31 protein-coding genes, 2 tRNA genes and 2 pseudogenes are annotated in these 26,005 nt (G+C 32.4%); 24 read left to right on the top strand and 11 right to left on the bottom strand.

Going from position 1 to position 26,005, the window contains the following annotated elements; translation table 11 throughout:
* Positions 1 to 147 precede the first annotated feature (147 nt).
* Positions 148 to 603: a YaiI/YqxD family protein gene (locus GYX25_RS03480; protein WP_091346884.1), complete on the top strand. Its 456-nt coding sequence runs from the start codon at positions 148 to 150 to the stop codon at positions 601 to 603.
* A gap of 29 nt (positions 604 to 632) precedes the next feature.
* On the opposite strand, the gene recO is transcribed toward GYX25_RS03480, so the two are convergent.
* Complete coding sequence (recO, locus tag GYX25_RS03475; protein WP_091346881.1) at positions 633 to 1,325, bottom strand: DNA repair protein RecO; 693 nt, start codon at positions 1,323 to 1,325, stop codon at positions 633 to 635.
* Between the two features lie 155 nt (positions 1,326 to 1,480).
* Between recO and GYX25_RS03470 the strand changes: the two genes are divergently transcribed.
* The 16 genes from GYX25_RS03470 to GYX25_RS11315 all read left to right on the top strand — a co-directional run bounded on the left by GYX25_RS03470 (position 1,481) and on the right by GYX25_RS11315 (position 14,349).
* Positions 1,481 to 3,109: a Na+/H+ antiporter gene (locus GYX25_RS03470; RefSeq protein ID WP_091346879.1), complete on the top strand. Its 1,629-nt coding sequence runs from the start codon at positions 1,481 to 1,483 to the stop codon at positions 3,107 to 3,109.
* A gap of 21 nt (positions 3,110 to 3,130) precedes the next feature.
* Complete coding sequence (gene ubiT / locus GYX25_RS03465; RefSeq protein WP_174787031.1) at positions 3,131 to 3,616, top strand: ubiquinone anaerobic biosynthesis accessory factor UbiT; 486 nt, start codon at positions 3,131 to 3,133, stop codon at positions 3,614 to 3,616.
* Between the two features lie 128 nt (positions 3,617 to 3,744).
* Positions 3,745 to 5,178, top strand: a complete 1,434-nt coding sequence (sbcB, locus tag GYX25_RS03460; RefSeq protein WP_174786732.1) for an exodeoxyribonuclease I — start codon at positions 3,745 to 3,747, stop codon at positions 5,176 to 5,178.
* Between the two features lie 96 nt (positions 5,179 to 5,274).
* Complete coding sequence (locus tag GYX25_RS03455) at positions 5,275 to 5,730, top strand: CidA/LrgA family protein (protein WP_091346875.1); 456 nt, start codon at positions 5,275 to 5,277, stop codon at positions 5,728 to 5,730.
* Positions 5,727 to 6,416 (top strand): CidB/LrgB family autolysis modulator, encoded by a 690-nt coding sequence (locus GYX25_RS03450; protein ID WP_160402281.1) that lies wholly within the window; start codon positions 5,727 to 5,729, stop codon positions 6,414 to 6,416. Before GYX25_RS03455 ends, GYX25_RS03450 begins: the two co-directional genes overlap by 4 nt.
* Before the next feature lies 1 nt (position 6,417).
* Positions 6,418 to 7,065, top strand: a complete 648-nt coding sequence (locus GYX25_RS03445; RefSeq protein WP_091346871.1) for an ElyC/SanA/YdcF family protein — start codon at positions 6,418 to 6,420, stop codon at positions 7,063 to 7,065.
* A gap of 164 nt (positions 7,066 to 7,229) precedes the next feature.
* A complete protein-coding gene (gene artP, locus GYX25_RS03440; protein ID WP_091346868.1) occupies positions 7,230 to 7,958 on the top strand; it encodes an arginine ABC transporter ATP-binding protein ArtP in 729 nt (242 codons plus the stop codon).
* A 23-nt stretch (positions 7,959 to 7,981) separates the two neighbouring features.
* Positions 7,982 to 8,716 carry a transporter substrate-binding domain-containing protein gene (locus GYX25_RS03435; RefSeq protein WP_091346866.1) on the top strand — a complete coding sequence of 245 codons (735 nt, stop codon included), beginning with the start codon at positions 7,982 to 7,984 and terminating at the stop codon, positions 8,714 to 8,716.
* Positions 8,717 to 8,847: 131 nt separating this feature from the next.
* A complete protein-coding gene (gene artQ / locus GYX25_RS03430; RefSeq protein WP_174787030.1) occupies positions 8,848 to 9,576 on the top strand; it encodes an arginine ABC transporter permease ArtQ in 729 nt (242 codons plus the stop codon).
* 12 nt (positions 9,577 to 9,588) lie between these two features.
* Positions 9,589 to 10,266, top strand: a complete 678-nt coding sequence (gene artM, locus GYX25_RS03425) for an arginine ABC transporter permease ArtM (RefSeq protein WP_174786731.1) — start codon at positions 9,589 to 9,591, stop codon at positions 10,264 to 10,266.
* Position 10,267: 1 nt separating this feature from the next.
* Positions 10,268 to 12,103, top strand: a complete 1,836-nt coding sequence (gene uvrC, locus GYX25_RS03420; protein ID WP_174786730.1) for an excinuclease ABC subunit UvrC — start codon at positions 10,268 to 10,270, stop codon at positions 12,101 to 12,103.
* Positions 12,104 to 12,211: 108 nt separating this feature from the next.
* A complete protein-coding gene (gene pgsA, locus GYX25_RS03415; RefSeq protein ID WP_174786729.1) occupies positions 12,212 to 12,766 on the top strand; it encodes a CDP-diacylglycerol--glycerol-3-phosphate 3-phosphatidyltransferase in 555 nt (184 codons plus the stop codon).
* A gap of 234 nt (positions 12,767 to 13,000) precedes the next feature.
* Positions 13,001 to 13,088: transfer RNA gene (locus GYX25_RS03410), tRNA-Leu, on the top strand.
* A 19-nt stretch (positions 13,089 to 13,107) separates the two neighbouring features.
* Positions 13,108 to 13,183: transfer RNA gene (locus GYX25_RS03405), tRNA-Gly, on the top strand.
* 219 nt (positions 13,184 to 13,402) lie between these two features.
* The gene (locus tag GYX25_RS03400) at positions 13,403 to 13,756 is read left to right on the top strand and encodes an Arm DNA-binding domain-containing protein (RefSeq protein ID WP_085248691.1); all 354 of its coding nucleotides are present in this window, start codon (positions 13,403 to 13,405) and stop codon (positions 13,754 to 13,756) included.
* 65 nt (positions 13,757 to 13,821) lie between these two features.
* Entirely contained in the window at positions 13,822 to 14,349 is a 528-nt protein-coding gene (locus tag GYX25_RS11315) for a tyrosine-type recombinase/integrase (RefSeq protein WP_446718910.1), read from the top strand.
* A gap of 141 nt (positions 14,350 to 14,490) precedes the next feature.
* Here GYX25_RS11315 and GYX25_RS03390 read toward each other — a convergent pair whose 3' ends face one another.
* Together GYX25_RS03390 and GYX25_RS11160 are read right to left on the bottom strand one after the other, a co-directional pair.
* Positions 14,491 to 14,772, bottom strand: coding sequence for a YciI family protein (locus GYX25_RS03390; RefSeq protein ID WP_065586252.1), 282 nt, complete (start codon positions 14,770 to 14,772; stop codon positions 14,491 to 14,493).
* A gap of 222 nt (positions 14,773 to 14,994) precedes the next feature.
* Positions 14,995 to 15,210, bottom strand: coding sequence for a hypothetical protein (locus GYX25_RS11160; protein ID WP_238785958.1), 216 nt, complete (start codon positions 15,208 to 15,210; stop codon positions 14,995 to 14,997).
* Between the two features lie 60 nt (positions 15,211 to 15,270).
* On the opposite strand from GYX25_RS11160, the gene GYX25_RS11155 reads away from it, so the two are divergent.
* Positions 15,271 to 15,900 (top strand): IS3 family transposase, encoded by a 630-nt coding sequence (locus GYX25_RS11155; RefSeq protein ID WP_174787029.1) that lies wholly within the window; start codon positions 15,271 to 15,273, stop codon positions 15,898 to 15,900.
* A gap of 471 nt (positions 15,901 to 16,371) precedes the next feature.
* Here GYX25_RS11155 and GYX25_RS11390 read toward each other — a convergent pair.
* Positions 16,372 to 16,575, bottom strand: a pseudogene (locus GYX25_RS11390) (DUF3732 domain-containing protein); the annotation flags it as partial.
* 131 nt (positions 16,576 to 16,706) lie between these two features.
* Between GYX25_RS11390 and GYX25_RS03380 the strand changes: the two are divergent.
* The 4 genes from GYX25_RS03380 to GYX25_RS03365 all read left to right on the top strand — a co-directional run bounded on the left by GYX25_RS03380 (position 16,707) and on the right by GYX25_RS03365 (position 19,420).
* Complete coding sequence (locus GYX25_RS03380; protein WP_091346852.1) at positions 16,707 to 17,636, top strand: DMT family transporter; 930 nt, start codon at positions 16,707 to 16,709, stop codon at positions 17,634 to 17,636.
* A 130-nt stretch (positions 17,637 to 17,766) separates the two neighbouring features.
* Positions 17,767 to 18,057, top strand: coding sequence for a hypothetical protein (locus tag GYX25_RS03375; protein ID WP_091346850.1), 291 nt, complete (start codon positions 17,767 to 17,769; stop codon positions 18,055 to 18,057).
* A 111-nt stretch (positions 18,058 to 18,168) separates the two neighbouring features.
* Entirely contained in the window at positions 18,169 to 18,375 is a 207-nt protein-coding gene (locus tag GYX25_RS11385; RefSeq protein WP_446718909.1) for a tautomerase family protein, read from the top strand.
* A 124-nt stretch (positions 18,376 to 18,499) separates the two neighbouring features.
* A complete protein-coding gene (locus GYX25_RS03365; RefSeq protein WP_174786726.1) occupies positions 18,500 to 19,420 on the top strand; it encodes a LysR family transcriptional regulator in 921 nt (306 codons plus the stop codon).
* Between the two features lie 224 nt (positions 19,421 to 19,644).
* Here the strand turns inward: GYX25_RS03365 and GYX25_RS03360 are convergent, their stop codons facing one another.
* From GYX25_RS03360 to GYX25_RS03345, 5 genes and pseudogenes are all read right to left on the bottom strand, one after another.
* Positions 19,645 to 19,938: a type II toxin-antitoxin system RelE/ParE family toxin gene (locus GYX25_RS03360; protein ID WP_174786725.1), complete on the bottom strand. Its 294-nt coding sequence runs from the start codon at positions 19,936 to 19,938 to the stop codon at positions 19,645 to 19,647.
* A gap of 2 nt (positions 19,939 to 19,940) precedes the next feature.
* Positions 19,941 to 20,198: a type II toxin-antitoxin system prevent-host-death family antitoxin gene (locus tag GYX25_RS03355; protein ID WP_174786724.1), complete on the bottom strand. Its 258-nt coding sequence runs from the start codon at positions 20,196 to 20,198 to the stop codon at positions 19,941 to 19,943.
* A 1,268-nt stretch (positions 20,199 to 21,466) separates the two neighbouring features.
* Positions 21,467 to 21,556 (bottom strand): annotated as a pseudogene (locus tag GYX25_RS11380) (hypothetical protein); the annotation flags it as partial.
* 184 nt (positions 21,557 to 21,740) lie between these two features.
* Complete coding sequence (locus GYX25_RS03350; RefSeq protein ID WP_174786723.1) at positions 21,741 to 21,968, bottom strand: hypothetical protein; 228 nt, start codon at positions 21,966 to 21,968, stop codon at positions 21,741 to 21,743.
* Between the two features lie 187 nt (positions 21,969 to 22,155).
* Positions 22,156 to 22,449: an ArsR/SmtB family transcription factor gene (locus GYX25_RS03345; protein WP_085246540.1), complete on the bottom strand. Its 294-nt coding sequence runs from the start codon at positions 22,447 to 22,449 to the stop codon at positions 22,156 to 22,158.
* A 194-nt stretch (positions 22,450 to 22,643) separates the two neighbouring features.
* Here GYX25_RS03345 and GYX25_RS03340 point away from each other — a divergent pair, with 194 nt between their 5' ends.
* Positions 22,644 to 22,988, top strand: a complete 345-nt coding sequence (locus tag GYX25_RS03340) for an AfsA-related hotdog domain-containing protein (RefSeq protein WP_174786722.1) — start codon at positions 22,644 to 22,646, stop codon at positions 22,986 to 22,988.
* A 160-nt stretch (positions 22,989 to 23,148) separates the two neighbouring features.
* Positions 23,149 to 24,678 carry an MFS transporter gene (locus GYX25_RS03335; protein WP_174786721.1) on the top strand — a complete coding sequence of 510 codons (1,530 nt, stop codon included), beginning with the start codon at positions 23,149 to 23,151 and terminating at the stop codon, positions 24,676 to 24,678.
* A gap of 128 nt (positions 24,679 to 24,806) precedes the next feature.
* Here the strand turns inward: GYX25_RS03335 and GYX25_RS03330 are convergent, their stop codons facing one another.
* Together GYX25_RS03330 and GYX25_RS03325 are read right to left on the bottom strand one after the other, a co-directional pair.
* Positions 24,807 to 24,995: a hypothetical protein gene (locus GYX25_RS03330; protein WP_174786720.1), complete on the bottom strand. Its 189-nt coding sequence runs from the start codon at positions 24,993 to 24,995 to the stop codon at positions 24,807 to 24,809.
* Between the two features lie 362 nt (positions 24,996 to 25,357).
* Positions 25,358 to 25,903 (bottom strand): RNA polymerase sigma factor, encoded by a 546-nt coding sequence (locus GYX25_RS03325; protein WP_174786719.1) that lies wholly within the window; start codon positions 25,901 to 25,903, stop codon positions 25,358 to 25,360.
* Positions 25,904 to 26,005: the final 102 nt, after the last annotated feature.

Below are 26,005 nucleotides of genomic sequence, written 5' to 3'. Positions count from 1 at the left end.
ATAGAAAAATAACTATTATATCACTCTAAATAAATTCAAAAAATAAACTAAAAAGCATATTCATTTAAACATTCGATAAAAATAAATAGTTGTTTTTTAGAATAATAGTTATAATTGCTAGCTATTAATAATATAGATATAGTTGCTATGAATATTTGGATTGATGCTGATGCATGCCCTTCTCCAATTAAAGAAATTTTATATCGTGTAGCTAATCGCAAAGCAATTTATACAACATTGATTGCTAACCAGCGATTAACAATCCCTTTCTCACCTTATATTAAAACTTTACAAGTTGAAAAAGGATTTGATATTGCAGACAATAAAATTATTGAGTTAGTCAAAACAAATGATTTAGTTATTACATCTGACATTCCGCTTGCTTCCGATGTTTTAAATAAAGGTGCTTTCGTACTTACGCCTAGAGGTGAAAAGTATACGCTTGATACAATTAAAGAACGATTAACTATGCGAGATTTTATGGAAACTATGCGTGCCAGTGGTATACAGTCTAAAGGCCCAACTATGTTTACCAATAAAGACCGAGAAAAATTTGCAAATCAGCTTGATATATTAATTAATCAAGTTTCTAATAAAGTTTAACTAAAAGTTATTTTTAATAATTTAAGATCCTAAATTTTTAGAAATAACTCTCTACTTTTAAAAGGTTTAGACCCTACATAAGGCTTTAAAGCCATTCTAGTAAAACGCTTAGCTGCTTTTAACGTATTTTCATTATTAAATTGACGTTTTCCTAAAGCCAAAACTTGTTCACCTGTAAAACTAGTACTATTTTGCAATAAACTGCTCATAAAACCTTTTTCTGATTGATATTGATAATACATAGATTTGACAACATCATCACCAGTAATATAACAATGGAAAAAATCAATGTGATAACCTAAATTTTCTAATAACGATAATTCAAATGTTCGCAATACATTTTCAGCTGGTACTTGTTGAGCTAGTTGTTGTAAACTTTTTAAATAGTCATCAAAAAGAGTTGGTATTTCAGTTTCTGCAACTAAAACTCGATGTAATAATTCATTTAAATAAAATGCGCTATATAAAAAAACAGATACCAACGGCAATGCCAGCGACATAGCTTCAACTTGCCGCAATGTTTTTATTTCACCTTGGCCTGAGTATTGTACAATGAGTGGAGTAAAAGGTTGTAACATGCCTTTCAATGCTGAACTCTTTCTTCTAGCTCCTTTTGCTAATACTGTTACCTTTCCGACATTTTCAACAAAAAGATCGGCTAATAAACTGCTTTCTGTATAAGATCGGGTATGTAGTATAAATGCTCTTTGCCAATTTTCCATTCAAAATGCCTTTTAATTACATCACTATTTTTTGATTAATAATTGCATTTGACCAAAATTTAAATAATTCTATGAAATTTTCACCTGAAATTTAACTAAAGATCCGATATAATCAATGCAAACAATAGGATTATAGGATAAATAAAAGACAAGCTATGGAACTTTTTTCAATAATTTTACTTCTAGTGTTAATTGTATCACTTTCTGGTGTCGTTGTTAAAATGTTACCAATTCAAATTCCACTACCATTAATGCAAATATTATTAGGTTGCATATTGGCGGCGTTTAACGTTTATGTAGAATTTGATCCAAAACTATTTCTTGTTTTATTTATTCCGCCTTTACTTTTTGCTGATGGACGCAAAACATCAGTAAAAGATTTCATATACAATGGTAGAGAAATTGTCGGATTGGCTTTAGTTTTAGTTGTTATCTCTATTATAGCATTAGGTTATATTCTTCATTGGATATTACCAAATGTTGAATTAGCTGCAGGTTTAGCTTTAGCTGCGGTGTTATCTCCAACTGATGCTGTTGCATTAAGTGGAATTGTTGGTAAAGGGCGTATTGAAAAAGAAAAGATGGAAATCATTGAAGGTGAAGCATTAATGAATGATGCTTCAGGTTTGGTATCTTTGAATTTTGCTATTGCTATTGCAGTTGGTGATGCAGTATTTAACATCTTTGATATTAGCGTACAATTTTTTATAGTTGCTATTGGTGGCTTGGCTATTGGCGTTTTATTTACTTGGTTATATGCACGTATTTTGCGTAAAATAAATCAACTGACTCACAATGACCCTGCAATCCAAATCGTATTATTATTCTTACTTCCGTTTGCCGCTTATATTATTGCTGAGGAATGTCATTGTTCTGGTATTTTGGCTGCAGTAAGTGCAGGTATGACGGTTAATCATTCTGGTATGATGCGAAATGCTCCTTTAACTGCGCGTTTACAATCAGATAGTACATGGTCAATGTTAACGTTTGTCTTTAATGGTTTTGTATTCGTGTTATTAGGTATTCAATTACCAAGTATTCTTCACAATACTTTTGCTGAAAATCAGATCGATACCTCGATTGAAGTATGGCAATTATGTTTAATTGTTCTATTTGTTTTTGCAGTATTAATGGGAACTCGATTTGCTTGGTTATGGGCAATGAAGCATATGCCTATAATGCCATTTGGAACCAAACGACCTCTTGCATTCAGATCCTATTCAAACCGAGACCTGCTTATTTCAACATTTGCTGGAGTTCGAGGTGCCATCACTTTAGCTGGTGTATTGTCTATTCCAATGACAATTGGCGGTCGTTATCAGCTTGTTTTTATTGCAACCGGTATTATTTTAATTTCATTGGTTGTTGCAGTAATTATATTGCCTATCTTATTAAGAGGTAGTGTTATTTTAGATAATTCAGAACAAACCAATGAAATTTTAACTGTAAAAGGTCATATGGCTGAAGAGGCAATTGTAAGCCTGGAAAAAATGCAAAATAATTTGTTGCAAGAAACAGCTGAAGACCGAGTAGATCAAGAAATTATTCATGAAGTCGGCTCACGTGTTATCGGTTCGCTAAGGCGTAGAACCGGTCTTAAAGATTTAGAACAAAAAGCTCTTGAAGCAGAAAATTTAGAAAGACGTATGCGTTTAGTTGCTATAGGTGCAGAACGTACTGCTCTTTTACAAATGAAAGTTCGTAATGAGGTTAGTGAAGAGGTTTTTGAACATTTAAATACCGATTTGGATATTTATGAGAAAATGATTTCTGGGGATGCATAAATGATTGGAGAAAAAAAACAAATCTTAAGCAAGATTCATTCACAGTTTGTCAATAATGCGCCCCATGTTTTGGGGCTTACCTTGCGGTGCATTCCTTTTAGTATCAAAAAACAAGCCATAGAACAATTATTACGTTTACAATTTGAACATTCCCTAGAAGATGGTGATCTTGATTTTTTAGAAAATCGTTGGCTTAAAATTGAAGTTACAGATCTAGGACTTATCTGGTTTGTAAGCCTGATCGGAAATAAACTAGTTGTTAGTCGAGAAGAAATTTCTGATGTGAGCTTTATCGCTAATGCTAATGATTTAATTATGATAGCAACTAGACGTCAAGATCCCGATACCCTATTTTTTCAACGCCGCTTAATTGTTGAAGGAGATACTGAATTGGGACTTTATGTAAAAAACCTTATGGACTCAATTGAATTAGAAACCATGCCCAAATTTTTAAGACTAACACTTGAAAAGCTGGCAAATATTATCGAAAGCGTGCCTATCAACTAGTAAAAAATAAAGTAAGGTCTTCTAAAATCGAATATTCAGGTAAAATCTCCTTAGTACCATATCTGTGTTCAAGAATAAACATAATAGCTTCTGGAATAGAGTAAAATAATTACGAGCGAAATCACACAATGAAAAACGATCAAGAACAACAGACTTTTTACTTCCACGATTATGAGACTTTTGGCGTTAACCCTTCTTTAGATAGGCCAGCACAGTTTGCTGGCGTCCGAACTGATAAAGATTTTAATATTATTAAAGAACCATTAATTATATATTGTTCACAAGCCCAAGATTATTTGCCTAACCCAGAAGCAGCACTAATTACAGGAATTACCCCGCAAGAAGCCAATCAAAAAGGTGTTTGTGAAGCAGAATTTACTCGCCTAATCCATCAAGAATTTAGTGTGCCCAATACCTGTATTTTAGGGTATAACAACATTCGTTTTGACGATGAAGTAACACGTAATATTTTATATCGTAATTTTTATGATCCTTACGCTTATAGTTGGAAAAATGGAAATTCTAGATGGGATCTTCTTGATGTAGTTCGAGCTTGTTATGCACTAAGACCAGAAGGAATTAATTGGCCAATCAATGATGAAAATCTACCAAGCTTTCGTTTAGAACATTTATCAAAAGCAAACAATATCGAGCACGAACATGCGCATGATGCGATGTCTGATGTTTATGCAACTATTGCAATGGCCAAATTAGTAAAAGAAAAACAACCTAAGCTTTTCAATTATTTTTTTACATTACGCAATAAAAATAAAGTAGCAGAACTTATTGATACCGTTAATATGACACCCATTGTTCACGTATCGGGTATGCTTGGTAGCTATCGCGGTAATATGTCATTAGTTTGCCCTATAGCTTGGCATCCATTACAAAATAACGCCGTAATTGTTTGTGATTTAACTGGTGATATCAATTCAATTATTGATTTGCCTGTAGAAAGAATTAAAGAAAAGCTTTATACCAAAACAGAAGATCTTGAGCTTAATGAATCACGAATTCCTTTAAAACTAATTCATATTAATAAATGCCCTATTGTTGCCCCGATAAAAACACTACTACCTGAAAATGCAAAAAGGTTTAATTTTGATGTAAACCACTGTTTGATCAATCAACAACAATTATTTCAGCACCAAAAAATATTACAAAATAAAATGAGAGAATTATTCATAATAGATGATAATTACTCACATCATTCTGATGTTGATTCTCAAATATATGCTGGCTTTTTAAATAAACAAGATAATTTACGTTGTGAAAAGATTAGAACAACACCAATTAATTTATTAGATACTTTATCGCCAACGTTTGATGACCCTCGCTTAGCAACCCTATTTTTTAGATACAAAGCACGGAATTATCCACAAACACTAACAGAACAAGAACAAATAATCTGGCTAGATTATTGTCGTGATAAACTCAATACATCAAAAATACAAGATTACTTATTAACATTAGAACAACTTGCAGAAACTTATATTCAAAACCCCAAAAAATTAGCAATAATTAAAGAACTTTATAACTATTGCCATTATTTAGTTGGATAATTAATCTTCGCGGGCGTATCATATAGACAAATATAGTCTACTCTAACGTAGGCATAATCATCATAATTAAAGATTAAGATAATTAGCATTTACATAATGAAACATTTTTTAGCTAAGCACGCCACAATCAAACATCGACTTTATTCTTTCTACTATACTGCTTTTAGTTATGGTCGAGGTTTACTCGTTTTAACTCTCTGTTTATGGGCGGGTAATATAATTTCTAAATTATTACCAATAATGATTCCTGGCAGTATTATTGGACTACTAATCCTATTTTTTTTATTAGCTTTTCAGTTAATCCCAACTTGTTGGATTAAAAATAGTTGTAATCTTTTTATGCGCTATATGACATTACTTTTTGTTCCTGCTGCTATGGGGATTATGGATAATTATTCTCTTTTATTGCAAAATTGGATTCCAATTATATTTGGCTGTGTTGGTGGTACTCTTATCGTATTACTTTTTACCGCTTTTTTAACAGAATATTTTCATAAAACAGTCCCCCAAAATTCAATTGAATCACAAAAAAATGAGGATAATCAGCCATGATATGGATGTTGCCATTAACGCTTTGTGTTTTTCTCATTGTTCGAAGAATGTCGTTTAAAATAAAAAATCCGCTATTTAATCCCTTAGTAATTACGGTTATTGTTCTAATCCCAATTTTGCTAATAACTAAAACGAATTACACCAAATACGTCCGTAACGTACAAATCATTAATGAGTTATTACCTTATTCTGTTGTTGCCTTAGCCTATCCTTTATATGAACTTATTCCACAAATTAAAGCGCGATGGAAATCAATAATGATTATTACATTTACCGCTTCACTTGCATCAATGATAACTGGTGTTTGTATTGTATTTTGGTTAGGAGGAAATATCGAAATTGCTGCATCAGTACTACCAAAATCAGTTACTACAGCCATTGCGGTCACAATTGCAGGTAGCCAAGGTGGTGTTCCATCAATAGCTGCATTATGTGTAATATTTGTTGGTACACTAGGTGGTATATTTGGGCACCAGATATTAAATTTAGCAAAAATAAAGTCAGCACCTGCAAGAGGATTATCTATTGGCGCTGTATCACACGCAGTTGGTACTGCTCGTTGTATTGAGGTGGATTATAATGAAGGTGCGTATAGTTCGTTATCATTAGTTTTATGTGGTGTCATGACATCGTTGACAGCTCCGTTTTTATTTCCAATAATGGTACTTATTTTTAACTGGTTTTAGCATGAAATTAAAAAAGCTTATTGCTTGTATTGCTAGTTTCAGCTTAATTTCGATGATTGCAATTGTCAGTTTAGATTATTGGATCAGTTATAAAACTGCACCTTATATTTACCATGATGAAAACAAACTCCCCTATCGAGCGATTGGTGTTGTTCTTGGCACATCAAAATATGTTCGAGGTGGTGGTTTAAATGATTTTTATCGCAATCGTATTGATGGTGCAATCAATCTTTATTGGCAAAATAAAGTTGATTATCTATTACTAAGTGGCGATAACGCTCTTTTAAGTTACAACGAACCCATCACCATGAAAAAGGACTTAGTCAAAGCAGGTATTCCTAGTGATTCAATTGTTTTAGATTATGCAGGATTCCGTACTTTTGATTCAATTATTCGAGCGAATAAAGTTTTTGATGCAAATGATTTTACTATCATCACTCAAGAATTTCATTGTGAACGAGCCATTTTTATTGCTCTTGCACAAGGCATACAAGCACAATGTTTTGCCGTACCTTCTCCTAAAAGCATGAAGCTAGTTCGCATTCGTGAAATGTTTGCTCGCGTTGGCGCTTTTATTGATCTTTACGTTCTAAAAAAAGAACCTAAATACCTTGGTCCCGTAATTCCGATTCTTTCTACTGTTCAATAAACATTCTTAGAAAGAAAAATTTTGTAAAAAAAATTTCAAGAAAGTTGTGTTTAAGCATAAAAACAGAGCAAAAAAACTTATAGTCTAATAAATTAGATTGCATTATTATGCAAAAAAATGTAATATTTAATCAATTATCGCATCAAAAAAATGTATGACTAACAATGAATATTGAATTAAACCATATTAACTGTTTTTATGGTAAACATCAGGCCTTAAATGATATTTCTCTCTGCTATCCACTTGGTGAGACTATTGTATTACTTGGTCAGAGTGGTGCTGGAAAAAGCTCTTTATTAAAAGTTTTTAATTTACTTGAAATACCGACATCTGGACAGATGACTATCGCCAATTCACATTTTGATTTTTCTGAAAAAATCAGTGAATCAACAATTCGTCATCTTCGTAAAAATGTAGGAATGGTGTTTCAAAACTACAATTTATGGCCACATTTGACGGTGCTAGAAAACTTGATTGAAGCACCTTGCCAAATATTAAAGTTATCTAAAAAAGAAGCTAGCGATAAAGCAATGGCTATTTTAAACAGATTACAAATTGATGATATGGCAAAGCGTTATCCTCTTCATCTTTCAGGCGGTCAACAGCAACGTGTCGCTATTGCTAGAGCATTAATGATGGAACCTAAAATATTATTATTTGATGAACCAACGGCTGCATTAGATCCAGCAATTACATCACAAATAGCTGAAATTATTAATGAACTTTCTGAAACAGGTATTACGCAAATTATCGTTACGCATGAAGTCGATTTTGCACATAAAGTTGCTTCGCAAGTCATTTATATGGAGCACGGTAAAATTATTGAACAAGGACAACTGGAGTGTTTTGCTCATCCTCAAACTGAAGAGTTTAAAGCTTATTTGTCACATTAATTAAAATAAATTTAGGTGGATATATGAAAAAAACGTTACTAGCCATTTTTCTTGCAGGAACAGCGTTTGTAGCTCAAGCAACAGACACTTTAACAATTGGCACAGAAGCAACTTATGCGCCTTTTGAATTTACTGATGAAAAAAATGAAATCATTGGTTTCGATATTGATGTGATTAATAAAATTTGTGATGAAATAAAAGCTTCTTGCAAAGTTGTCAATCAATCATTTGATGGCTTAATTCCTAGTTTAAAAACTCGTCGAATTGATGCAGCTATAGCTGGAATTGATATTACACCAGAACGTCAAAAGCAAGTTGATTTTACCAAAATTTATTATGATGATAGCTCAATTCAATTCATTACATTAAAAGATACATTGACTGACCTTGAACAATTAAAAGGTAAAACTGTAGGTGTTCAAAAAGGAACAACTTATCCAAAATATCTAAATGAAAAATTCCCTGATATTAAACAAGTTAGTTACGATAGTTATCAATTTGCTTTTTTAGATTTAAAAGCCAAACGAATTGATGCAATCGTATCAAGTTCAATTGTTGCTGGTGAGTGGCTAGGTAAAGATTCTGATATTGTACCATTAAGTGATAAAATCACTGATCATGAATTTTTTGGTGAAGGTTTAGGTATTGCAGTTCGTAAAGGCAATGATCAATTACTAAATCAATTTAACCAAGCTCTGGATAAACTCAAAGCAAATGGTGAATTAGATGTTATTTATAAAAAATGGTTTAATAAATAATTATTAAACAGTAAAACTCGACTTCGCTATGATCTCGCCGCATATTTTGCGGCGAGTTTATTTTTTAATTTAACAACGGTTTTTTTATGTCAGACTTTCTAACAAATGGAATAAACTGGATTCTATCTTTGATGGATGGATATATCTTGCCACTAATGCAAGCTACATTAATTACATTATCATTAGCTTTGGTATCGTTAGTTGTAGGAATGTTTTTTGCCTTTATTTTTACGCTATTAGAATCAGCTCCATTCAAACCAGTTGCATGGTTAATGTCTCTATTTAATTTAACGATTCGAGCTTTACCTGAACTATTAATTGTTGTCGCCATTTATAATGGATTACCCTTATTGCTCATATTAATAAATGATGGTTTTACAGTTAATCTTTACTTTACCTCATTGACAATACAGCTAGATATTCAAGACTTTAATATTAACCCATTTTTATGTGGTGTTGCTGCACTTTCACTTTTGTACGCAGTCTATGCATCACAAACGCTTCGTGGTGCATTCAAGGCAATTCCCAACGGACAAAGACAAGCAGCCCAAGTGCTTGGACTTAGTAAATCACGCACATTCTTCCGTATTATAATGCCACAAATGTGGCGTCATGCCTTACCTGGATTAAGTAATCAGTGGTTAATTTTGTTAAAAGATACCGCACTAGTTTCGACCATCGCAATTAATGATTTAATGATGCAAACTAAAACCATTATTGCCCGAACAAATCAACCTTTTTTATGGTATATCATCGCAATGATTATTTATCTCATCATCTCTATTTTAAGCAAAAAAGTAATATCACGAATTGAAAAACGTTCAACTTATTTTGAACAACCAACATCAGCAAAAAGTTAATAAGGTCGTATTATGTCTGATAATTTTATTTATTACCTTAAAATCATACTACAAGGTCTACCTAATACTTTAAGCTTAGGTATTTTGGGAATTCTATCGGCAGGATTACTGGCAATCGTCTTAGCATGTTTATTATCATTAAATTCAAATGTATTAACTAAAGTTATTCGTACTTATATTATTATATTTACGGGTTCACCACTGCTTGTCCAACTATTTTTAATTTATTACGGACCTTCGCAATTTAGTGATACGTTAAGTAAAATGCCTGCCCTTTATGAACTTATTTCATCATCTTGGTTTTGTGCATACTTAGCCTTAACACTAAATAGTGCAGCTTACACAACACAAATTTTTTATGGTGCACTAAAATCTTTACCTCAAGGACAATGGCAAGCTTGTCAAGCGCTTGGTATGAATAAAAAACAAACATTAAAAGTTATCATGCCATATGCATTAAAACGAGCTCTTTCAACTTATTCAAATGAAGTCATTTTTGTGATTAAAGGCACGGCCTTAGTATCAATGATTCAAGTGATGGATATTATGGGATATAGTAATCAATTAAATGGTGATTACTATGATTTTTCTATTTTTGTGGTTGCTGGGCTAATATACCTCTTGATAAATGGCTTACTGAGCACCATTATGAGAATTATAGAGAAAAAAGCCCTCACATTCGAAAACTAATATGAGCCAATTTGATTCAACCTCCTTTTTGAAAACAGTCCCACATAAACCGGGAATTTATCAGATGTTTAATGATAAAGAGACGATTATTTATGTGGGCAAAGCCAAAGATCTCAATAATCGCTTAAAAAGCTATTTTAATAGCAGTAAAAAAACACTAAAAACAGATATGCTTGTTAGCCATATCCATCATGTTGAATTTACAATTACCAATACTGAAACTGAAGCCCTGCTACTTGAACAGACATACATCAAAAAACATCAGCCACGATATAATGTGCTTTTAAAGGATGATAAAAGCTACCCGTTTATAAAACTAAGCAAAGAGAGGCATCCTCAACTATCCCTTTATCGTGGAGCAATTAATCGTAAAAAAGATGAATTTTTTGGTCCTTATCCTAGTGGTTATGCAGTTAAACAGATATTAACACTATTGCAAAAAACGTTTCCGATAAGACAGTGTTTAAATACAACCTATCGAAATCGAACTCGTCCCTGTTTGCAATATCAAATTAAACGTTGTTTAGGTCCTTGTGTTCCAGATTTAGTCAGTGATGAAGACTATTTAGAGCAAGTTAACTATGTTAGGTTATTTTTATCCGGTCAATCAGATCAAATACTACAAAAAATAACCGAAGATATGCAAAAAGCCAGTAAAGAGCTCAATTTTGAAAAGGCTGCGGTTTTGCGTGATCAACTACAAGCAATAAAACATATTAATGAAAAACAAGCTATATATAATAATAATGATAATCTTGATGTCATTGGTTTCCATTATGAATCAGGCTTGGCTTGTATATATGTCTTATTTATTCGAAATGGTCAAACCTTTGGACATCGCTCTTATTTTCCTAAAGTGCCATCGAATACTGAACTAGAAGAAGTTATTGAAACCTTTTTGGGACAATTTTATTTGCAAGGCAATCAAAATAGAAATATCCCTAAAAAGATTTTACTTAATTTTTCGTTGTCTGATAAACAACCAATGGAAGAGACACTGTCACTTATTGCTGAGCATCAAGTTAAACTGGTTGATGAACCCAAAGGTGATAATCTTAAATTACTCAATATTGCAACTGTGAATGCTCAAACTGGGGTTAAAAATAAACTACTAGCAAACTCAACAATTAAACAACGTTACGATGCATTGAAAGCCTTTTTGGGGATTGACAAAATTAATCGAATGGAATGTTTTGATATTAGCCATTTTATGGGTAAAAATACCATTGCATCTTGTGTTGTGTTTGATGATAAGGGACCGATTAAATCTGAGTTTCGACGCTACAATATTACCGGTATTACACCTGGTGACGATTATGCAGCAATGGAACAAGTATTAACTCGCCGTTACAATAAAAAAGAGCTACCAACTGAAAAAGTGCCTGATATTATTTTTATTGATGGCGGTAAAGGACAACTTAACCAAGCTCTACAAGTATTTGAACAATTGGATGTCAATTGGAACAAAAATCACCCTATTTTAATTGGTGTAGCTAAAGGAGCTGAGCGCAAAGAAGGATTAGAAACCCTCTTTTTTGAAGCTCATGGTACGGGATATTACCTTGATGACCATTCCCCTGCACTATTGCTCATTCAACAAATTAGAAATGCATCACATGATCATGCTATCGTAGGTCAACGCAAAAAAGGGACAAAGCAACTTACTGACAGTGCATTAGAGCATATTGAAGGCATTGGTGCCAAAAGACGTCAAGCGCTACTCAAACATTTTGGCGGATTAAGAGAGTTAAAAAGTGCCAGTATTGACGAAATAGCTCAAGTGCAAGGTATATCAAAATCATTAGCTGAAAAAATTTATCTAAATTTACAACAATAACACATTGAAAAAATAACATATTTCAGGCAACATAACCATTAAGAAAAGACTGTTTTTTATCAATCTCTAATACATTGATTAATAAAATAAAAAAAGAGTTTATGTCACATGAAAATTAATTTTCCAACAGCCTTAACACTATTTCGAGTTATTTTAATCCCTTTTTTTGTGTTGGCATTTTATTTGTTTCCCTATAAATGGTCTGGTTTTTTTTCTGCATTGATTTTTTTAATTGCTGCCGTGACTGATGTATTAGATGGCTATCTTGCCCGTCGCTTAGGTCAAACAACTAAATTTGGCGCATTTTTAGATCCAGTCGCTGACAAAATCATGGTAACAATTGCACTAGTTTTAATTACCCAATATTACCAAGCATGGTGGATCTCAATCCCAGCAATTATTATCGTTTCGCGCGAAATTATAGTATCGGCCTTACGTGAATGGATGGCTGAAATCGGCAAACGCAACAATGTAGCCGTTTCGTCAATTGGTAAAATCAAAACGATAGCACAAATGACAGCGCTAACTTGGCTACTTTGGCGCCCTTGTGACATTGTTATTTACGCAGGTCTTGCAGCATTATTTATTGCAACAGTATTAACGCTATTATCAATGTTACAATATTTATGGATAGCACATAGCGATTTATTAGAAGAAGAATAACTTTTAGTTAATATTTCCATCTAAACATTTTTTTATATGAGTAGTTTTGTTCAAAAAGTTCGTATAAACAAAACTACTCATCCCCTTTCAAATTCAAAATACTGCATTTAAAGTGATAATCAGTCAAACATTGAACAATTAAACGATTAATTTAAAATTTTTATTGACTGAAATCATAAGATCGGTAAAATGCACTGCATTCAAAACGAATTACTTCTTAGTAATCAGTTTTGAGCCCGGGTGGTGAAATCGGTAGACACAAGGGATTTAAAATCCCTCGGCCTTTTTGGCCGTGCGAGTTCAAGTCTCGCCCCGGGCACCATTAAACAAACACCTCTTACGCGGGAATAGCTCAGTTGGTAGAGCACGACCTTGCCAAGGTCGGGGTCGCGAGTTCGAACCTCGTTTCCCGCTCCAATTCATGATGTATAAAGCTGTACTAAAATATACAACTTAATGATTTTTAATTAATATTTAGTTGTTTTTCGTATACTGAGATGTACCCAAATATACCCACAGGTACTCAAATTTAGTACACTTCGAGTTCGGGATAGTACACTTTTATCTTTTAAACGAACCTCTTATTTTATATAATAATTCTGCCTTTTAGTTTGATTTCTAAAGGAGAGTTTTATTATGGCTTTAACTGAAATTGCCGTTCGTAATGCCAAACCAAAACAAAAAAGATATACCCTCAATGATGATGAAGGTTTAAGCCTTTGTGTCGTCCCTTGTGGCGGTAAATATTGGCACTTTCGATTCAGTTGGCAAGGGAAACAACCGAGAATTTCTTTAGGCACCTATCCAGAACTGTCACTGAAAGAAGCAAGATTGAAGCGTGATGATTACCGCGCTGATATTGCCAAAGGAACAGATCCCCGTCCAGGGCACCGTCGTGCTGCTCAAGCTAAAATGGAAATCTTGGACGAAGAAGGATATGAAGCACATCATAACACTTCATTGACATTGGGAATGTTTATCCCAAGATGAAAAGCCCTAAAATTTAAAAAGTTGGGCATTGATGCCCTAAACGTCGTAATTCGACTAAAACTTAAATTGAACGTTATTTTAAAAAAGATATATTACCGACACTGGGCATTATTCCTATTGAGAAAATCACCCTGAGAGATATTCAGCAAGTGTTACGTAAAGTAAAACGTGGTGCATTGTCGATTGCTGAGAAGCTGCGATGTTGGCTAATTGATATTTTCCGACATGCCATGCTCGATGGGTTAATCAAAACCAATCCAACCACGGATATTGGTTTTTTAGCTCTCCCTAAACCAGCCCCAAAAAATAACTCTCACTTGGAGATGCAGGATATTCCTCGGTTTTTAATAGCGTTATCTCGTTATCCGGGGGATATACAAACTAAACTGGCACTCAAGTTGTTGTTATTAACTGGGGTTAGACCAGGTGAGTTAAGGTTTTCAAAACCAGAACAATTTGATTTAGATAATCAGGTATGGACGATCCCCGCAGGGGAAATTAAACAATCTAAGCGTTTAGTCAACGCCGGGCACGTTATTCCAGATTATGTCATTCCGCTATCAAGACAAGCCGTCAATGATGAGTTAACTTGACAGTACCGCAATCAGAGGTGCTTTTAAAGCACCTTTTTATTTCAATTGATAAAACTGATCGATTATTCAATTTATTTAGGACTTTAGGTATGTTAAAAATCTCGAGTAAACAAAGAATACTTTTAAATTAAGAAAGTCGATTTATTTTGAAGATAGACTCGGCGATAATTTCGTTGCATTAAACAACGTGTAGTCAAAATCTACGAGGTCATAAATATAAAAAGGATCATTTTTCATAATATCTTTTGCTTCTTCAATCGAATCACTCATTACTAAAATTATACCGCTTGTTTTACTCTCTAAAAGTCCAGATGCCAAAAATTTATTTTGAGCGAAATAATTATCTAAAAACACATTATGTTCGTCCAGTTTTGCAAGAATTTCAGGCATCGGTTTTTTAAACTTTAGGGCTGCAATTATCACTTTATTCTCCTTGTATAATAAAAACTAAATTTAACGTAGTAGGTTTCGTATCTCAAAAAAATCACCAGAATTTACGACAGTGCTCCTAGACAGGAATACCAGCTTCAGCTTCTTTTAAAATAGCTACGATTTGATGTTCAGTCATTTTTTTCATAATTAAATCCCCTTTTCTTTTATCATAGAGAATTTTCTACTTTTTTGCTGTACTATTTTAGGGGATAGTTACAATCCTACCAGCCAAATATTCAGCCTTTCTTTTATGGATATTTCATGCAATTTATTGATGGATGGAATATTGTATTTTTTAAATACGCTATCATCATAGATACCATTAAAAAACTCCGCATTATAAATATCTATAAAAGTTTCTTCAAATGCAGAAAAAATTTGTATAGGCTCATTCATTTTGATGAATTGTAGTGGCAGTACCTTCATCATGAATTTAATATATGCAAGGATAGTTCATTCCATTTTCTATAAGAACAAAGGTTTCATCTAATACATCAATTAGGATTACGGAGTAAAGCAGAACGTAAATTCAAGTATAAAACAGACACTGCTCATCGCAATATTGCGCCCAACACGTTAGATAGGCAATTTAACCCTGATAAGCCGAATACGACATGGGTAACCGATATTACTTATATTAAAACGGGTGAAGGTTGGTTATATTTGTTGGTGATTATCGATTTATATGGACGAAAAGTGATTGCTAGGCAAACCAGTCGCTACATAGACCGTCATTTAGTGTGTAATACATTAAAACAAGCCTTATTTCGGCGTCATTTTCCTAAAAATGTACTCATTCATAGTGACCAAGGAAGCCAATATTGCAGTGCTGATTTCAAGCAGTTATTGTTACAATATGGACTAAGGCAAAGCATGAGTCGAAGAGGAAACTGCTTTGATAATGCGGTTGTTGAAAGTTTTTTTCATACACTCAAAACACATATTATTCATGACTGTTACTACAAAACGAGGAAGCAGGCTAATAAAGCACTATTTGAATATATTGAAATCTATTATAATCGGATACGCCGTCATTCAGCTAATGGCTGGGTATCACCTGAACAATATGAACAACAATATTACCAATACGAAAAAATGATAGAGGTGGGCACTGTCTAATATTTTGGCGAGGATCAATTTATTTTTATAGATTATATTGATAATTATCAATTTATTTTCCACAATTTTTAATTTTTACCGATAGCTGTTATAAAACAATTGATTGCTGAGTATAGAGGGCTATAGGGGATGGTATATTTTTTATCGTATAAAATATAAATACATTAAAAACTGATGTAACTTTTGAATCTAATGACTATTTTTAAATTATTTATCAAAAATATTAAAATGGATAACGATAAACACGTTGGTTAGATGTATATATAGCATTTTAATTTATTTTAGATTGGAAACAAACCCATACAGTGAATTGAATATTTTTTGTATCCATGCATAAATTATTTAACGATCTGCAAGTACACAATAATTATTTCAAAATTCAAATAAAATTTACATTATTATAATGAGTTTCCGCACAATATAAGCACTGAGCAAATCATTAGATTAGACAAGCTCAGTTTTGTAAGTATATCAGCTGGTTCTTTCTTGTGACCAATTTTCTGGAACAAGTACAGGTAGTTTAGCCCACGGTTCTTCAACTAAGGCATTCTGAAACTATTGTTCGCTTAGATTTGCATATTTTATAACGATCAGTTGAAAACTAGGAACATCTTCCTTAGTAAATCTAAGTAACAATTCGAATAGGCGACGCACGGCATTAAGATCGGCATCAGAAGCTTAGGTTCAAAGCAATATCATTTATTACTTGCTGTAATAAATGATATTACAGGCAGAATAATGATCTTTTCTCAAAAAAATATTATAAAGGTTAATGAACAATAATAAGCAAAACAAGGCTGGCTTTTATGAAAGAGAATAGAATAGAAAATTATAAATACACATTATATTTATTAATTACAGTGCTAGGTTGGGGGATTATGTATCCGGCCTCAAAACATGCTGTATCATCTGGTATAGATGGTTACTATCTGACTTTTATTCGCTACGTTCTTGGTGCACTGCTTGTAAGCACTGTTCTGCTTCTTATAGAAGGCAAAAAAAGTTATCAAACGGAAGGAAAAACTTTCCAGTTATGGTTTTTTGGTACGATAGGTTTTGCCGGATTAAACTTCCTTACTTTTATCGGCATTGGTTTTTCTTCTGCCGAACATGCAACAATTATATTAGCATTAATGCCAATGTTATCAATTATTCTGTCATCCATCCTTACTCGCAATATACCTAATATTAAAACAATTTTATGCACGGTATTAGCTTTTGTAGGAATTGTTTTGGTTATAACAAATGGAGATTTCAATAATTTGATAGCCTCATCAAATTTTGTTGGTGATTTATTATTGTTAGCCGCTACAACTTGTTGGGTTATTTATACCTATTTTGCAAATACGATAATTGCAAAATACAAGTGGAGTGCATTAAGAGTAACCGCATTAAGTTCTTCTCTTGGCGTAATAAGTATTATCGCAATTACTTTAACTGCGTCTTTCTTAGGCTTTGCAAGTCCTCCAAGTTTGGATGCATTAACCTCAAGTGGATTTGATATTTTTGTGCTTGTTACCACAACATTAGTAATCATTACTTGGAATGCTGGTATCAATGGTCTTGGTGCTATCAATGGTATTCTTTTTGTAAATTTAGTACCTGTCATTTCTTTTATTATTGGCATCTATCAAGGCCATACCATTTCATATACCGAAATTATAGGAGCGATAATCACTATTATTGCACTAATTCTTAATAATATTTTCATGAGATCAATTAAAAATAAGAAATAAAAAACCCACTTAATAAAATTAATAAATTCATTAACTTTAAAACAAGGAACACTTCGATGAAAAATATATTATTTGTTGTTACTTCTATTCATCATATTGCTGAGATAGATCGTAATACAGGGTTAGAGAGATGCAAAAATATGAAACATTTACATCTGACGAGATATGTATAGCTGATTTAGTACTATACAAGAATTATATGCTTAGAAACACAGATGCCATGAATGAGTTTTCATTTATTGTAGGTCAATTTCAAGATATTGAAAGACAACTTAAAGAGCAATATAAATTGATGTTTACGGTGGCTTTGAGCTTAAAACACCATCTGGTAGATCATATACACCTCATAGAAAAGCATCAAATTAATAACCCAGTTTATCAAGAGCAACAATTATTTTTTATTTTAAAAAAAATAGTATAAGGAATTACATATACCATTAATCGATATTTATTATACAAATAACAATTTTGAATCTAAAAGAAAAATCATCGCCGATACTGTATATAGCTCACTCCCGAGCAACTTTGGGATATTAGTTATAGCAATAACTTTATTTTTATCAAAATTACAATGAATAAGGGGCGAACACAGCAAAGTAAATTACAATTGTATTACAAAATAGCGGAACAAATATCTCGGCAACTAGATATATCTATAGATGATGTTGCTATTTGCTTAATAGAGAATGAGCCTATAAATTGGTCTTTTGGTGGCGGAAAGATGCAATTTGTAGCATAAGCTATTGTATTTACATTCCTTGTAATTCATTATGTTGGTTACAAGGAAGTTTTTCTTGTGATCAATTAATCCAAATTATAAAATATTCCGATAGTAGCTATTTTTCGTAAATAAAAGCAATTCGATGAAAAAAAAGTTTAAAACTATGCATATCGCTAGCCTTGAGTTATTTTTAGTAGCAGCAGAAAATGAGAATTTTTCAGTTACTGCTGAATACTTAAATATTACTCCCGCTGCTGTTAGTCGTTCTATTAAGAGACTTGAAGAAAGAATCGGATTTGATTTGTTCTCACGTAGTACACGCCAAGTCAACCTGACTCAGGAAGGGCGTATCTATTATAAAAAATGCTCTGAAATACTAGATATGCTAATTAATGCTGGACACTCTATTAAAACTGAAAAAAATACAATAGAGGGTAAATTAAAAGTAAGCGTACCAGAGACCTTTTTTAACTATAAAATATCTCCTTATCTAGCTAATTTTTCCGAAGAATATCCTAATTTAAAACTTGATTTTCATGTAACTAATAGAAATATTGACTTCGTTGCTGAAGAATATGATCTCTCAGTTAGGCTAATACAAGAAAATACAAGACTAGAAGCATTTCTAATTAAAAAAAATTTGTTTGTCGCTACAACTGGATTATATGCTAGCCCAAATTATCTTACAAAAAATGGCATGATTGTTTGTCCTGATGAACTAATAAATCATAAATGTATCAATTTTAGCTCTAGTCAAAATAATAAACGATTTCAATGGGCATTTTTGAATAAAAATATATGTAAAGACAATATTGAAAATAGCCAAATACAAATCTTTGATAGTATTCAAGCGACTAAATTTTTAGCCTTAAACGATGGTGGTATAGTTCAACTTTTTAGTTTCTCTGTACAAGAAGAGTTAAAGAGAAAAGAATTAGTTGAAATTTTGTCTGAGTATAATAAAGGAAATACTTGGGAGTTTTGTTTTCTTTATCCTTCAACATATAAAAATTCAATGAAACTTAAAGTATTTATCGATTATTTTACTAAAAAAATTAGTTGATAATACAGGCTTTTTATATAATCGTATATATTCTACTATTTGCAAAAAAGGCGAATTAACCTATCAAAATTTTTTCTTACCTATTGCGCTTATTGTGATTATATACATATTTTACTGGATTTAATCGAAGTACCTCAGCGTTTTAAAAAACGGTAATAAAGATAACAGATTAATTGAGTTTAACAAAATATTTTAAAATAGCGGACGCTGCTTAACTGTATTGATTATTTTTGTAATATCGGATCATTACTAGGTAAACAGGATTTATGTAACACGGTCAAAACGATCATTTTCTTGTTGTCTTGAATAAAATAAATAATATGACTTTGACTGGGAAAATAGCAAATATCCTTTTCATATTGCATGGCAATACTTGGCGACTGAGCAAGCAAAGAGATAGTTTTATGCAAATTGGAAATATACTCTTTTGCTTTCTCTTGGCTCCAATTTTTTATGGAATACTCATAAATATGTTTTAGCTGTTTGGCTGCATGTTGAGTAATTTTGATTGGTAGCACGATTAGTCCTTTAACAGATTCTTAAAGAAGGTATCGGCATCAATTGCTCTACCCTCTTCAATATCTTTTAAGCCTAGCTTGATTTGTGCATCAACATGGTTCTTTTTCATCGTTTCAAATAGCTGATATTCATCCATCGATATCATCACTAACACGGGCTTACCGTTTTTAGTGACAGTCACAGGTGAAGCTTGTGCACTAAGCACAGCTTCACCAAATCGGTTTTTCACCTCATAGGCGGTTAGAACTTTAGTGGGCATTTTATTTCTCCTTTCTAGCTAAAATAGCTATTTTGTCTAAATTTTACCTGTTTTAAAAATTATAACAATAGTTACTTTATGGTATTAATTCGAAAATCTTAAAAAGATAGACTTATCTGAGATATTGTTTTTTACTCTGTATCTGTTATTATTTCACAGCGTTATAAATTTAGTACACTTTCTAGTACACCAAATTATATAGCGTAAATAATATGCATTAATAACAGCAGGTTACATATAAAGTTCGAGTCTCGTTTCCCGCTCCAATATAAAATCGATCTTAGTCCATTAGAATTTATAAAACAAGTTATATCAATGTTTAAATGTGATTTTACTTTCCAAGATAGAACAGAGTAATTCAGTGATACTCAAAAAATTAGCCCACAATTCATACTAAACAATTTCTAAGTTTTTGGGGATGTAATAATTTAGCAATAAGAAAACGCCGAGTTGTTTACACTTCATGATTCAAATAATCCTTTAAAAACGCATAAGGCGTTTTTCCTGCAATCGCTTTATGCGGTTTAACGGTATTATAATAGTTAATAGATCGCTTAAGTTTTGTTGCCTATCTTTTGAATTGCTAAATATTGGCTGATGATGCCACATCGCAATTCAAAGTTCGTATCACTCTTTCCGCTTTGCCAGTCGTTTGTGAGCAGGCTGGTTTGGTAACTTTTTGATTGATATTATAGTTTATTACCTGTTTTAACAAATAGGTGTTTACTTATGCCTTGACATTCACGTCCATTATCGGAATAAATACATTAAATAGTATATTATTCTTCATCAATAAAATTTATTAACTCATTAAATTTAAAATAATTTCACGTTGAAACGGTATAGACTCCTGAATATTTTTAACAAAAATTGTGCTTTTTTTAATAAAGAAATACCTTGTTTTATTGCTAACTATGTTATAACTATAAGAAATTTAAAGATTAATTGGTAGAATAAAAAAAGCGCCATATTCTCTATTTTATTTTTAATATTAATTTAATAAAAACAATGTTTTATAAAATAATTGTTATTTTAAGAATAATTAAAAAAGTTGGTAGAAATTTAAACTAAAATATTTTAATTATAAAACAAAATGTTATAATTGGTCTGTTCCCTATGCACATAGGGATAAACCGCTCCTCACCTGAAACTCTTTTAATTCTAAAAACTGTTCCCTATGCACATAGGGATAAACCGCACGAATGATGTTGAAGCAACTTCTTTGGAATTAATATTTAGAATATAAATAATGGAATGGCAACACATTTTCAAACAAAAAATGAAGGGGGTAAATGTTTTTTTAATTCGACGGGAGGCAAGTAGCCTAACGAAGAATGTAATCGTTTCTGATTATACCAATAGGCATAAGTCGAAAAAGCGCGTTATAACTCAGCTGTTGAGTTGAAACGTTGGCCTTTTACAAACTCGGTTTTAATTGTTTTAAATGTCGCTTCCGCTACTGCATTGTCATAAGGACACCCTTTCTTGCTTAATGAATGCGTGATATTAAATGTCTTAAAACACGCCTCTAACAACCGATTATCAAACTCTTACCCTCGGTCTGAATGAAATAAATTCAATCTCGATAATGGTTGGTTGTTTAATTTGACTTAATGCCGACATGACAAGCTTCGCCGTTTTATGTTTACCAATATGATAACCGACAATCTGCCTATCGGATAAATTCACTAAAACACATAAATAATTCCAACGTTGGTTAACTCGAATATAGGTTAAATCCGCGACAACAATTTGCTTTTTATCACCCACATCAAATTGCCGTTGTAAGTGATTTTCTGCGGCTGTTTCATTAACTCCGGTATATTGACTGATAACTGACTAAACTCAGTAATCACCCCATGCAAGGTGCGTTTATTAGTCAACGTGGACAAGTCACTTAATGAGCGGATAGCGGAAGTTAATTTAATCTTTTTTTAAATATTAGAGAAAATACTTCCTACAATTTTTCAGAGGGTTTCCATTTAGTAGAAATCAGCTCAAGTAAGCCTGGAAAATCTTTTTCAATTTCTTTTCTTCTTAAAGTTGCCAGAGAGCAATTCCCCCGATCTACCTGAGATATGAGTCCAGCCTCTCTTAAAATTTTGAAATGATGTGAACGAGTAGCTTTTGTTAATTGCAACCCAAATGATGTGCAATGCCTCTCAGCTCCAGGGGCATCTTGTATTAAACTTTGAATAATCCATAAACGAGCTGGATCACTTAATGCTTTAAATATTTTAATTAAATTCATTTTTTCTCATAAGTTCTTTTTCTTATTTAAATGCTTAAAAAATTGACATTTAGATAAAAATGTAATATTAATAGAAGGTTCGATAAATTTCAAACCTTGTGTGTAAGTAAAATACAACCCGCTGAGCATACTACAAGATTATCAATAAAACATAAACTATTTAGTTTATTACTTACAATAATAAGGGAATAAATATGAATCTCGCCTCTGTTGACAAAAAAAACTCTATCCTCTTAGAAAATTGTCAAACAATTAAAAAACAACTAGTTCATAGAATAGCTATCAATGAAGTATTTCTCACTGACATGAAGCAATTGTCTAACAATAGCAACGTTATTGCTGCTCAACTACCAAAAACTCACATGTACTTTAATGATGTAGAAAATGGATATTATGATGCAACTCTATTGTTACAAGTATTCCGTCAAGTATCAATTTGTATTACTCATCATTTGTATAACATATCTTACTCAACTAAATTTATTTTTAGCTTGGATACGGGATGCAAAACTGTATGGGACAAGAGTTCGCTAGATTAGAAATTTGTACCGTTATTAAAACACTACTCACATTGTTGCCCGATTTGAGCTTAGACCAAAAATTTATTAAAGATATGTCTTGGGATGAGGGAATTATTTTGAGACGCCCTAACACATTACCTGTCGCGAGTTGTAAAATATTTAACTAGAGAACTTACAAATGAACAAAAAAATTGACAATCCCAAAACAGCCATTGTATTAATATCCATATTGCTTGCAGTATTTGTAGTACCAACATCTATCTCAGGAACCGCGATTGCACTACCATTTATAGGTGCTGATCTCTCTGCTAATTTAACTGCACTACAATGGGTTGTTAATAGTTTTAATTTGACCTTTGCTTGTTTTACTTTGTTATGGGGATCATTCGCAGATAATTTTGGTCATAAAAAATCATTTATAGTAGGTGCAACTATCTATACGGTTGCTTCCTTATTATCCGCTATGTCCATTACTCCTTTAATGCTTGATATAGCTCGAGGTTTGGCCGGTGTGGGTGGTGCTGCTATATTCTCGTGTGGAAGTGCCATACTAATCAAAACTTTTGATGGAGAGAAGAGAACTAAAGCATTCGCATTTTTTGGAACAACAGCGGGCATAGGTATTACATTTGGCCCAACAATATCAGGTTTTTTGTTAGACTTATTCAACTGGCGAGCTATTTTTATATTACATACCGCTGTCTTGGCTGTAGTAATACTAATGACACCAACTATAACAAAAGATAATCTCACTAGACATCAACATCCATTTGATAAAATTGGGTCAATAATTTTCACCATAGCTTTGTTTCTATTAATGTTTTCAATTAGTGAAAGCGCCCAATTGGGATGGTTAAATATAAAAACATTAATATTGTTGGTTGTTAGCTTTCTTTCGGGTGTTATATTTGTAATGTATGAAAAATCGATCACTAATCCAGTGTTAAATCTAACGCTATTAAAAAATAAAAAATATGTAGGTTTGATTCTCGTTCCTGTTGTTGCTAGTTTCAGCTTTGTTACTTTACTTACCTATTATCCAAGTTATTTAATTGGCGTTATGCAGTTCAGCCCTTCTTATGCTGGCATTATCATGATCACATTAACTGTTCCCGTATTATTCTGCCCTTTACTGGCAGGAAAAATTGTTTCATCCGGAGTCTCCGCAATATCTATTATATTTATTAGCCTTATTTTAATGATTTTTGGCGTAATTTTATTGTTTTTAGTTGGTGGTGTTGATGGACAACTATACCTAATCGGTTTTGCATTATTTATGATCGGTGCTGGAATGGGACTAACAGCAGGACTTGTTGATGGGCTAGCGTTAAGCTGTGTTGAACCTCATCATACAGGTATGGCAGCTGGCTTATTGAATACATTACGTTTAGGTAGTGAAGCCATAGCAGTTGTATTATATGGTTCATTATTAACCGCTAATCTTAATGGTATTTTACCGGATTTATTAATAAAATATAATTCGTCAATCGATGTAATAGAAGACTGGATAAATTCAGTAGCTAGTGGAAATCTCACCGCGCCACTATCTAATGTTGCTACAAATATTCAGTCAATTATGCTTAATGATATCATTACGAGTTATCATAGTGCCTTCAATTTTACATTAGCTATATTAACTATTATTAGTACAATAATTTGCTTGTTTAGCATATTGTTGTTGAAGAGGAAGAATGTTCCCATTAATTAAGGAATCTTCTTTAGAATTAGTATCAATGATGACAATGACAGTGTAAATACCCCAAACTTAGTACAAGATTCAAGTAGAAAATAATACTACTTGTTTTAGTGTTTTATATTCAATCGGCGTCATATTATTTAATGCTTCATAAGGTCTTTCGGTGTTATAACTGGATAACCATGATATTCAGCCAGTTTATCTAAGTAACGGGTAATTCTCCCTGCCGGTAAGCTTACTGCAATATCAATGCCTAGCGCCTCACGATTAAAGTCATCGATGACATTGAATGTCCTAAAGCGACGTTGATTACCACTACTGTCACTCATAAAATCCATTGACCAACATTCACCTTGTTTATTGGGTACTAATAACCTTTCCGGGCATCGTGGAGGAATGCGCTGTTTACGCTTTACCCTTACTTTTGAAGTTTGTATATCAACGAGAAAACAATAGGGTTGACCATTTAACCCAGACCCAGGAATAAAAATTTTGTGCGAAATGTTATCTGGTACAAAACTAATACTAGGAGCTATATAAGTTTCTTTAGTAACTTTGACTAACCTACTGATTTAGTCGCCTATATTTTTATTCCTCGATAAGTAGTATTATCTAGTTTAATATTCATAGTGTTCATTAGTAATCCTATAAAATTATAAAAACTATAAATCCTGACACTTAAATATTATATTCAGGAAAAATGGCCACTAAGTTCCAATTTTTTCCGTACAATATTTCTAGCTCTATGAAGTCTACTTTTCACTGCTTCAATGCTTAGTCCAAGAATATCGGCCACCTCTGGAGCTGTTAATTCATTAATATCTCTTAGAATTAAGACAGTTCGATAAGTGCCCGGAAGAGAAATTATTGCTCTACTCAAGTCAATTTTTAAGACTGATTGTTCTGAGCTACTAATATAATTAGCATCATATAATTGTTCTACCTCATTTGGAGCCATATGAAAATTTTTTTTATTTGACCTAAAAATTCGATAACATTCTCGTTCGATGATACGAAACAACCATGATGACAATGCAGAGATTGTACGTAAGACCTCTATTTTTTTATATAAAATCCAAAGAGCAACCTGCACTGCATCTTCAGCATCCTCAGCATTAGAACAAACTTTTCTTGAAAAACGATTTAGATCTGGTTGACATATTTCAAGTAATTTTAGTAAAGCTACTTGGTCACCAGAACGAGCCAATACGATAAGATTTTCATCAATTTTATTCATAAACACTCCTTATTTATCTACATAGAAGAGATTTAATTCTATAAAAAGGATTCAAATATTTTATATTTTTTTAAATAGAATATAAAAATCTGTAATATTTAA

This window comes from Gilliamella sp. ESL0254, from assembly GCF_013344985.1.
GTDB classification, from domain to species: domain Bacteria; phylum Pseudomonadota; class Gammaproteobacteria; order Enterobacterales; family Orbaceae; genus Gilliamella; species Gilliamella bombicola.
Note: the sequence above shows the minus strand (reverse complement) of the source record. Positions and strands in the feature narration are given on the sequence as shown.

Excerpts from the sequence above, each read along its gene's own strand:
- GYX25_RS11160 (WP_238785958.1), bottom strand. The coding sequence starts at position 15,210 with ATGATGAAGGTACTGCCACTACAATTCATCAAAATGAATGAGCCTATA.
- GYX25_RS03470 (WP_091346879.1), top strand. The coding sequence starts at position 1,481 with ATGGAACTTTTTTCAATAATTTTACTTCTAGTGTTAATTGTATCACTT.
- GYX25_RS03335 (WP_174786721.1), top strand. The coding sequence starts at position 23,149 with ATGAACAAAAAAATTGACAATCCCAAAACAGCCATTGTATTAATATCC.
- GYX25_RS03355 (WP_174786724.1), bottom strand. The coding sequence starts at position 20,198 with ATGCCCACTAAAGTTCTAACCGCCTATGAGGTGAAAAACCGATTTGGT.
- GYX25_RS03455 (WP_091346875.1), top strand. The coding sequence starts at position 5,275 with ATGAAACATTTTTTAGCTAAGCACGCCACAATCAAACATCGACTTTAT.
- GYX25_RS03325 (WP_174786719.1), bottom strand. The coding sequence starts at position 25,903 with ATGAATAAAATTGATGAAAATCTTATCGTATTGGCTCGTTCTGGTGAC.
- sbcB (WP_174786732.1), top strand. The coding sequence starts at position 3,745 with ATGAAAAACGATCAAGAACAACAGACTTTTTACTTCCACGATTATGAG.
- GYX25_RS03450 (WP_160402281.1), top strand. The coding sequence starts at position 5,727 with ATGATATGGATGTTGCCATTAACGCTTTGTGTTTTTCTCATTGTTCGA.
- artQ (WP_174787030.1), top strand. The coding sequence starts at position 8,848 with ATGGATGGATATATCTTGCCACTAATGCAAGCTACATTAATTACATTA.
- uvrC (WP_174786730.1), top strand. The coding sequence starts at position 10,268 with ATGAGCCAATTTGATTCAACCTCCTTTTTGAAAACAGTCCCACATAAA.
- GYX25_RS03345 (WP_085246540.1), bottom strand. The coding sequence starts at position 22,449 with ATGAATTTAATTAAAATATTTAAAGCATTAAGTGATCCAGCTCGTTTA.
- GYX25_RS03330 (WP_174786720.1), bottom strand. The coding sequence starts at position 24,995 with ATGAGTGACAGTAGTGGTAATCAACGTCGCTTTAGGACATTCAATGTC.
- GYX25_RS03375 (WP_091346850.1), top strand. The coding sequence starts at position 17,767 with ATGCAAAAATATGAAACATTTACATCTGACGAGATATGTATAGCTGAT.
- GYX25_RS03435 (WP_091346866.1), top strand. The coding sequence starts at position 7,982 with ATGAAAAAAACGTTACTAGCCATTTTTCTTGCAGGAACAGCGTTTGTA.
- recO (WP_091346881.1), bottom strand. The coding sequence starts at position 1,325 with ATGGAAAATTGGCAAAGAGCATTTATACTACATACCCGATCTTATACA.
- GYX25_RS03365 (WP_174786726.1), top strand. The coding sequence starts at position 18,500 with ATGAAAAAAAAGTTTAAAACTATGCATATCGCTAGCCTTGAGTTATTT.
- GYX25_RS03340 (WP_174786722.1), top strand. The coding sequence starts at position 22,644 with ATGAATCTCGCCTCTGTTGACAAAAAAAACTCTATCCTCTTAGAAAAT.
- artM (WP_174786731.1), top strand. The coding sequence starts at position 9,589 with ATGTCTGATAATTTTATTTATTACCTTAAAATCATACTACAAGGTCTA.
- pgsA (WP_174786729.1), top strand. The coding sequence starts at position 12,212 with ATGAAAATTAATTTTCCAACAGCCTTAACACTATTTCGAGTTATTTTA.
- GYX25_RS03480 (WP_091346884.1), top strand. The coding sequence starts at position 148 with ATGAATATTTGGATTGATGCTGATGCATGCCCTTCTCCAATTAAAGAA.
- GYX25_RS03400 (WP_085248691.1), top strand. The coding sequence starts at position 13,403 with ATGGCTTTAACTGAAATTGCCGTTCGTAATGCCAAACCAAAACAAAAA.
- artP (WP_091346868.1), top strand. The coding sequence starts at position 7,230 with ATGAATATTGAATTAAACCATATTAACTGTTTTTATGGTAAACATCAG.
- GYX25_RS03445 (WP_091346871.1), top strand. The coding sequence starts at position 6,418 with ATGAAATTAAAAAAGCTTATTGCTTGTATTGCTAGTTTCAGCTTAATT.
- GYX25_RS03380 (WP_091346852.1), top strand. The coding sequence starts at position 16,707 with ATGAAAGAGAATAGAATAGAAAATTATAAATACACATTATATTTATTA.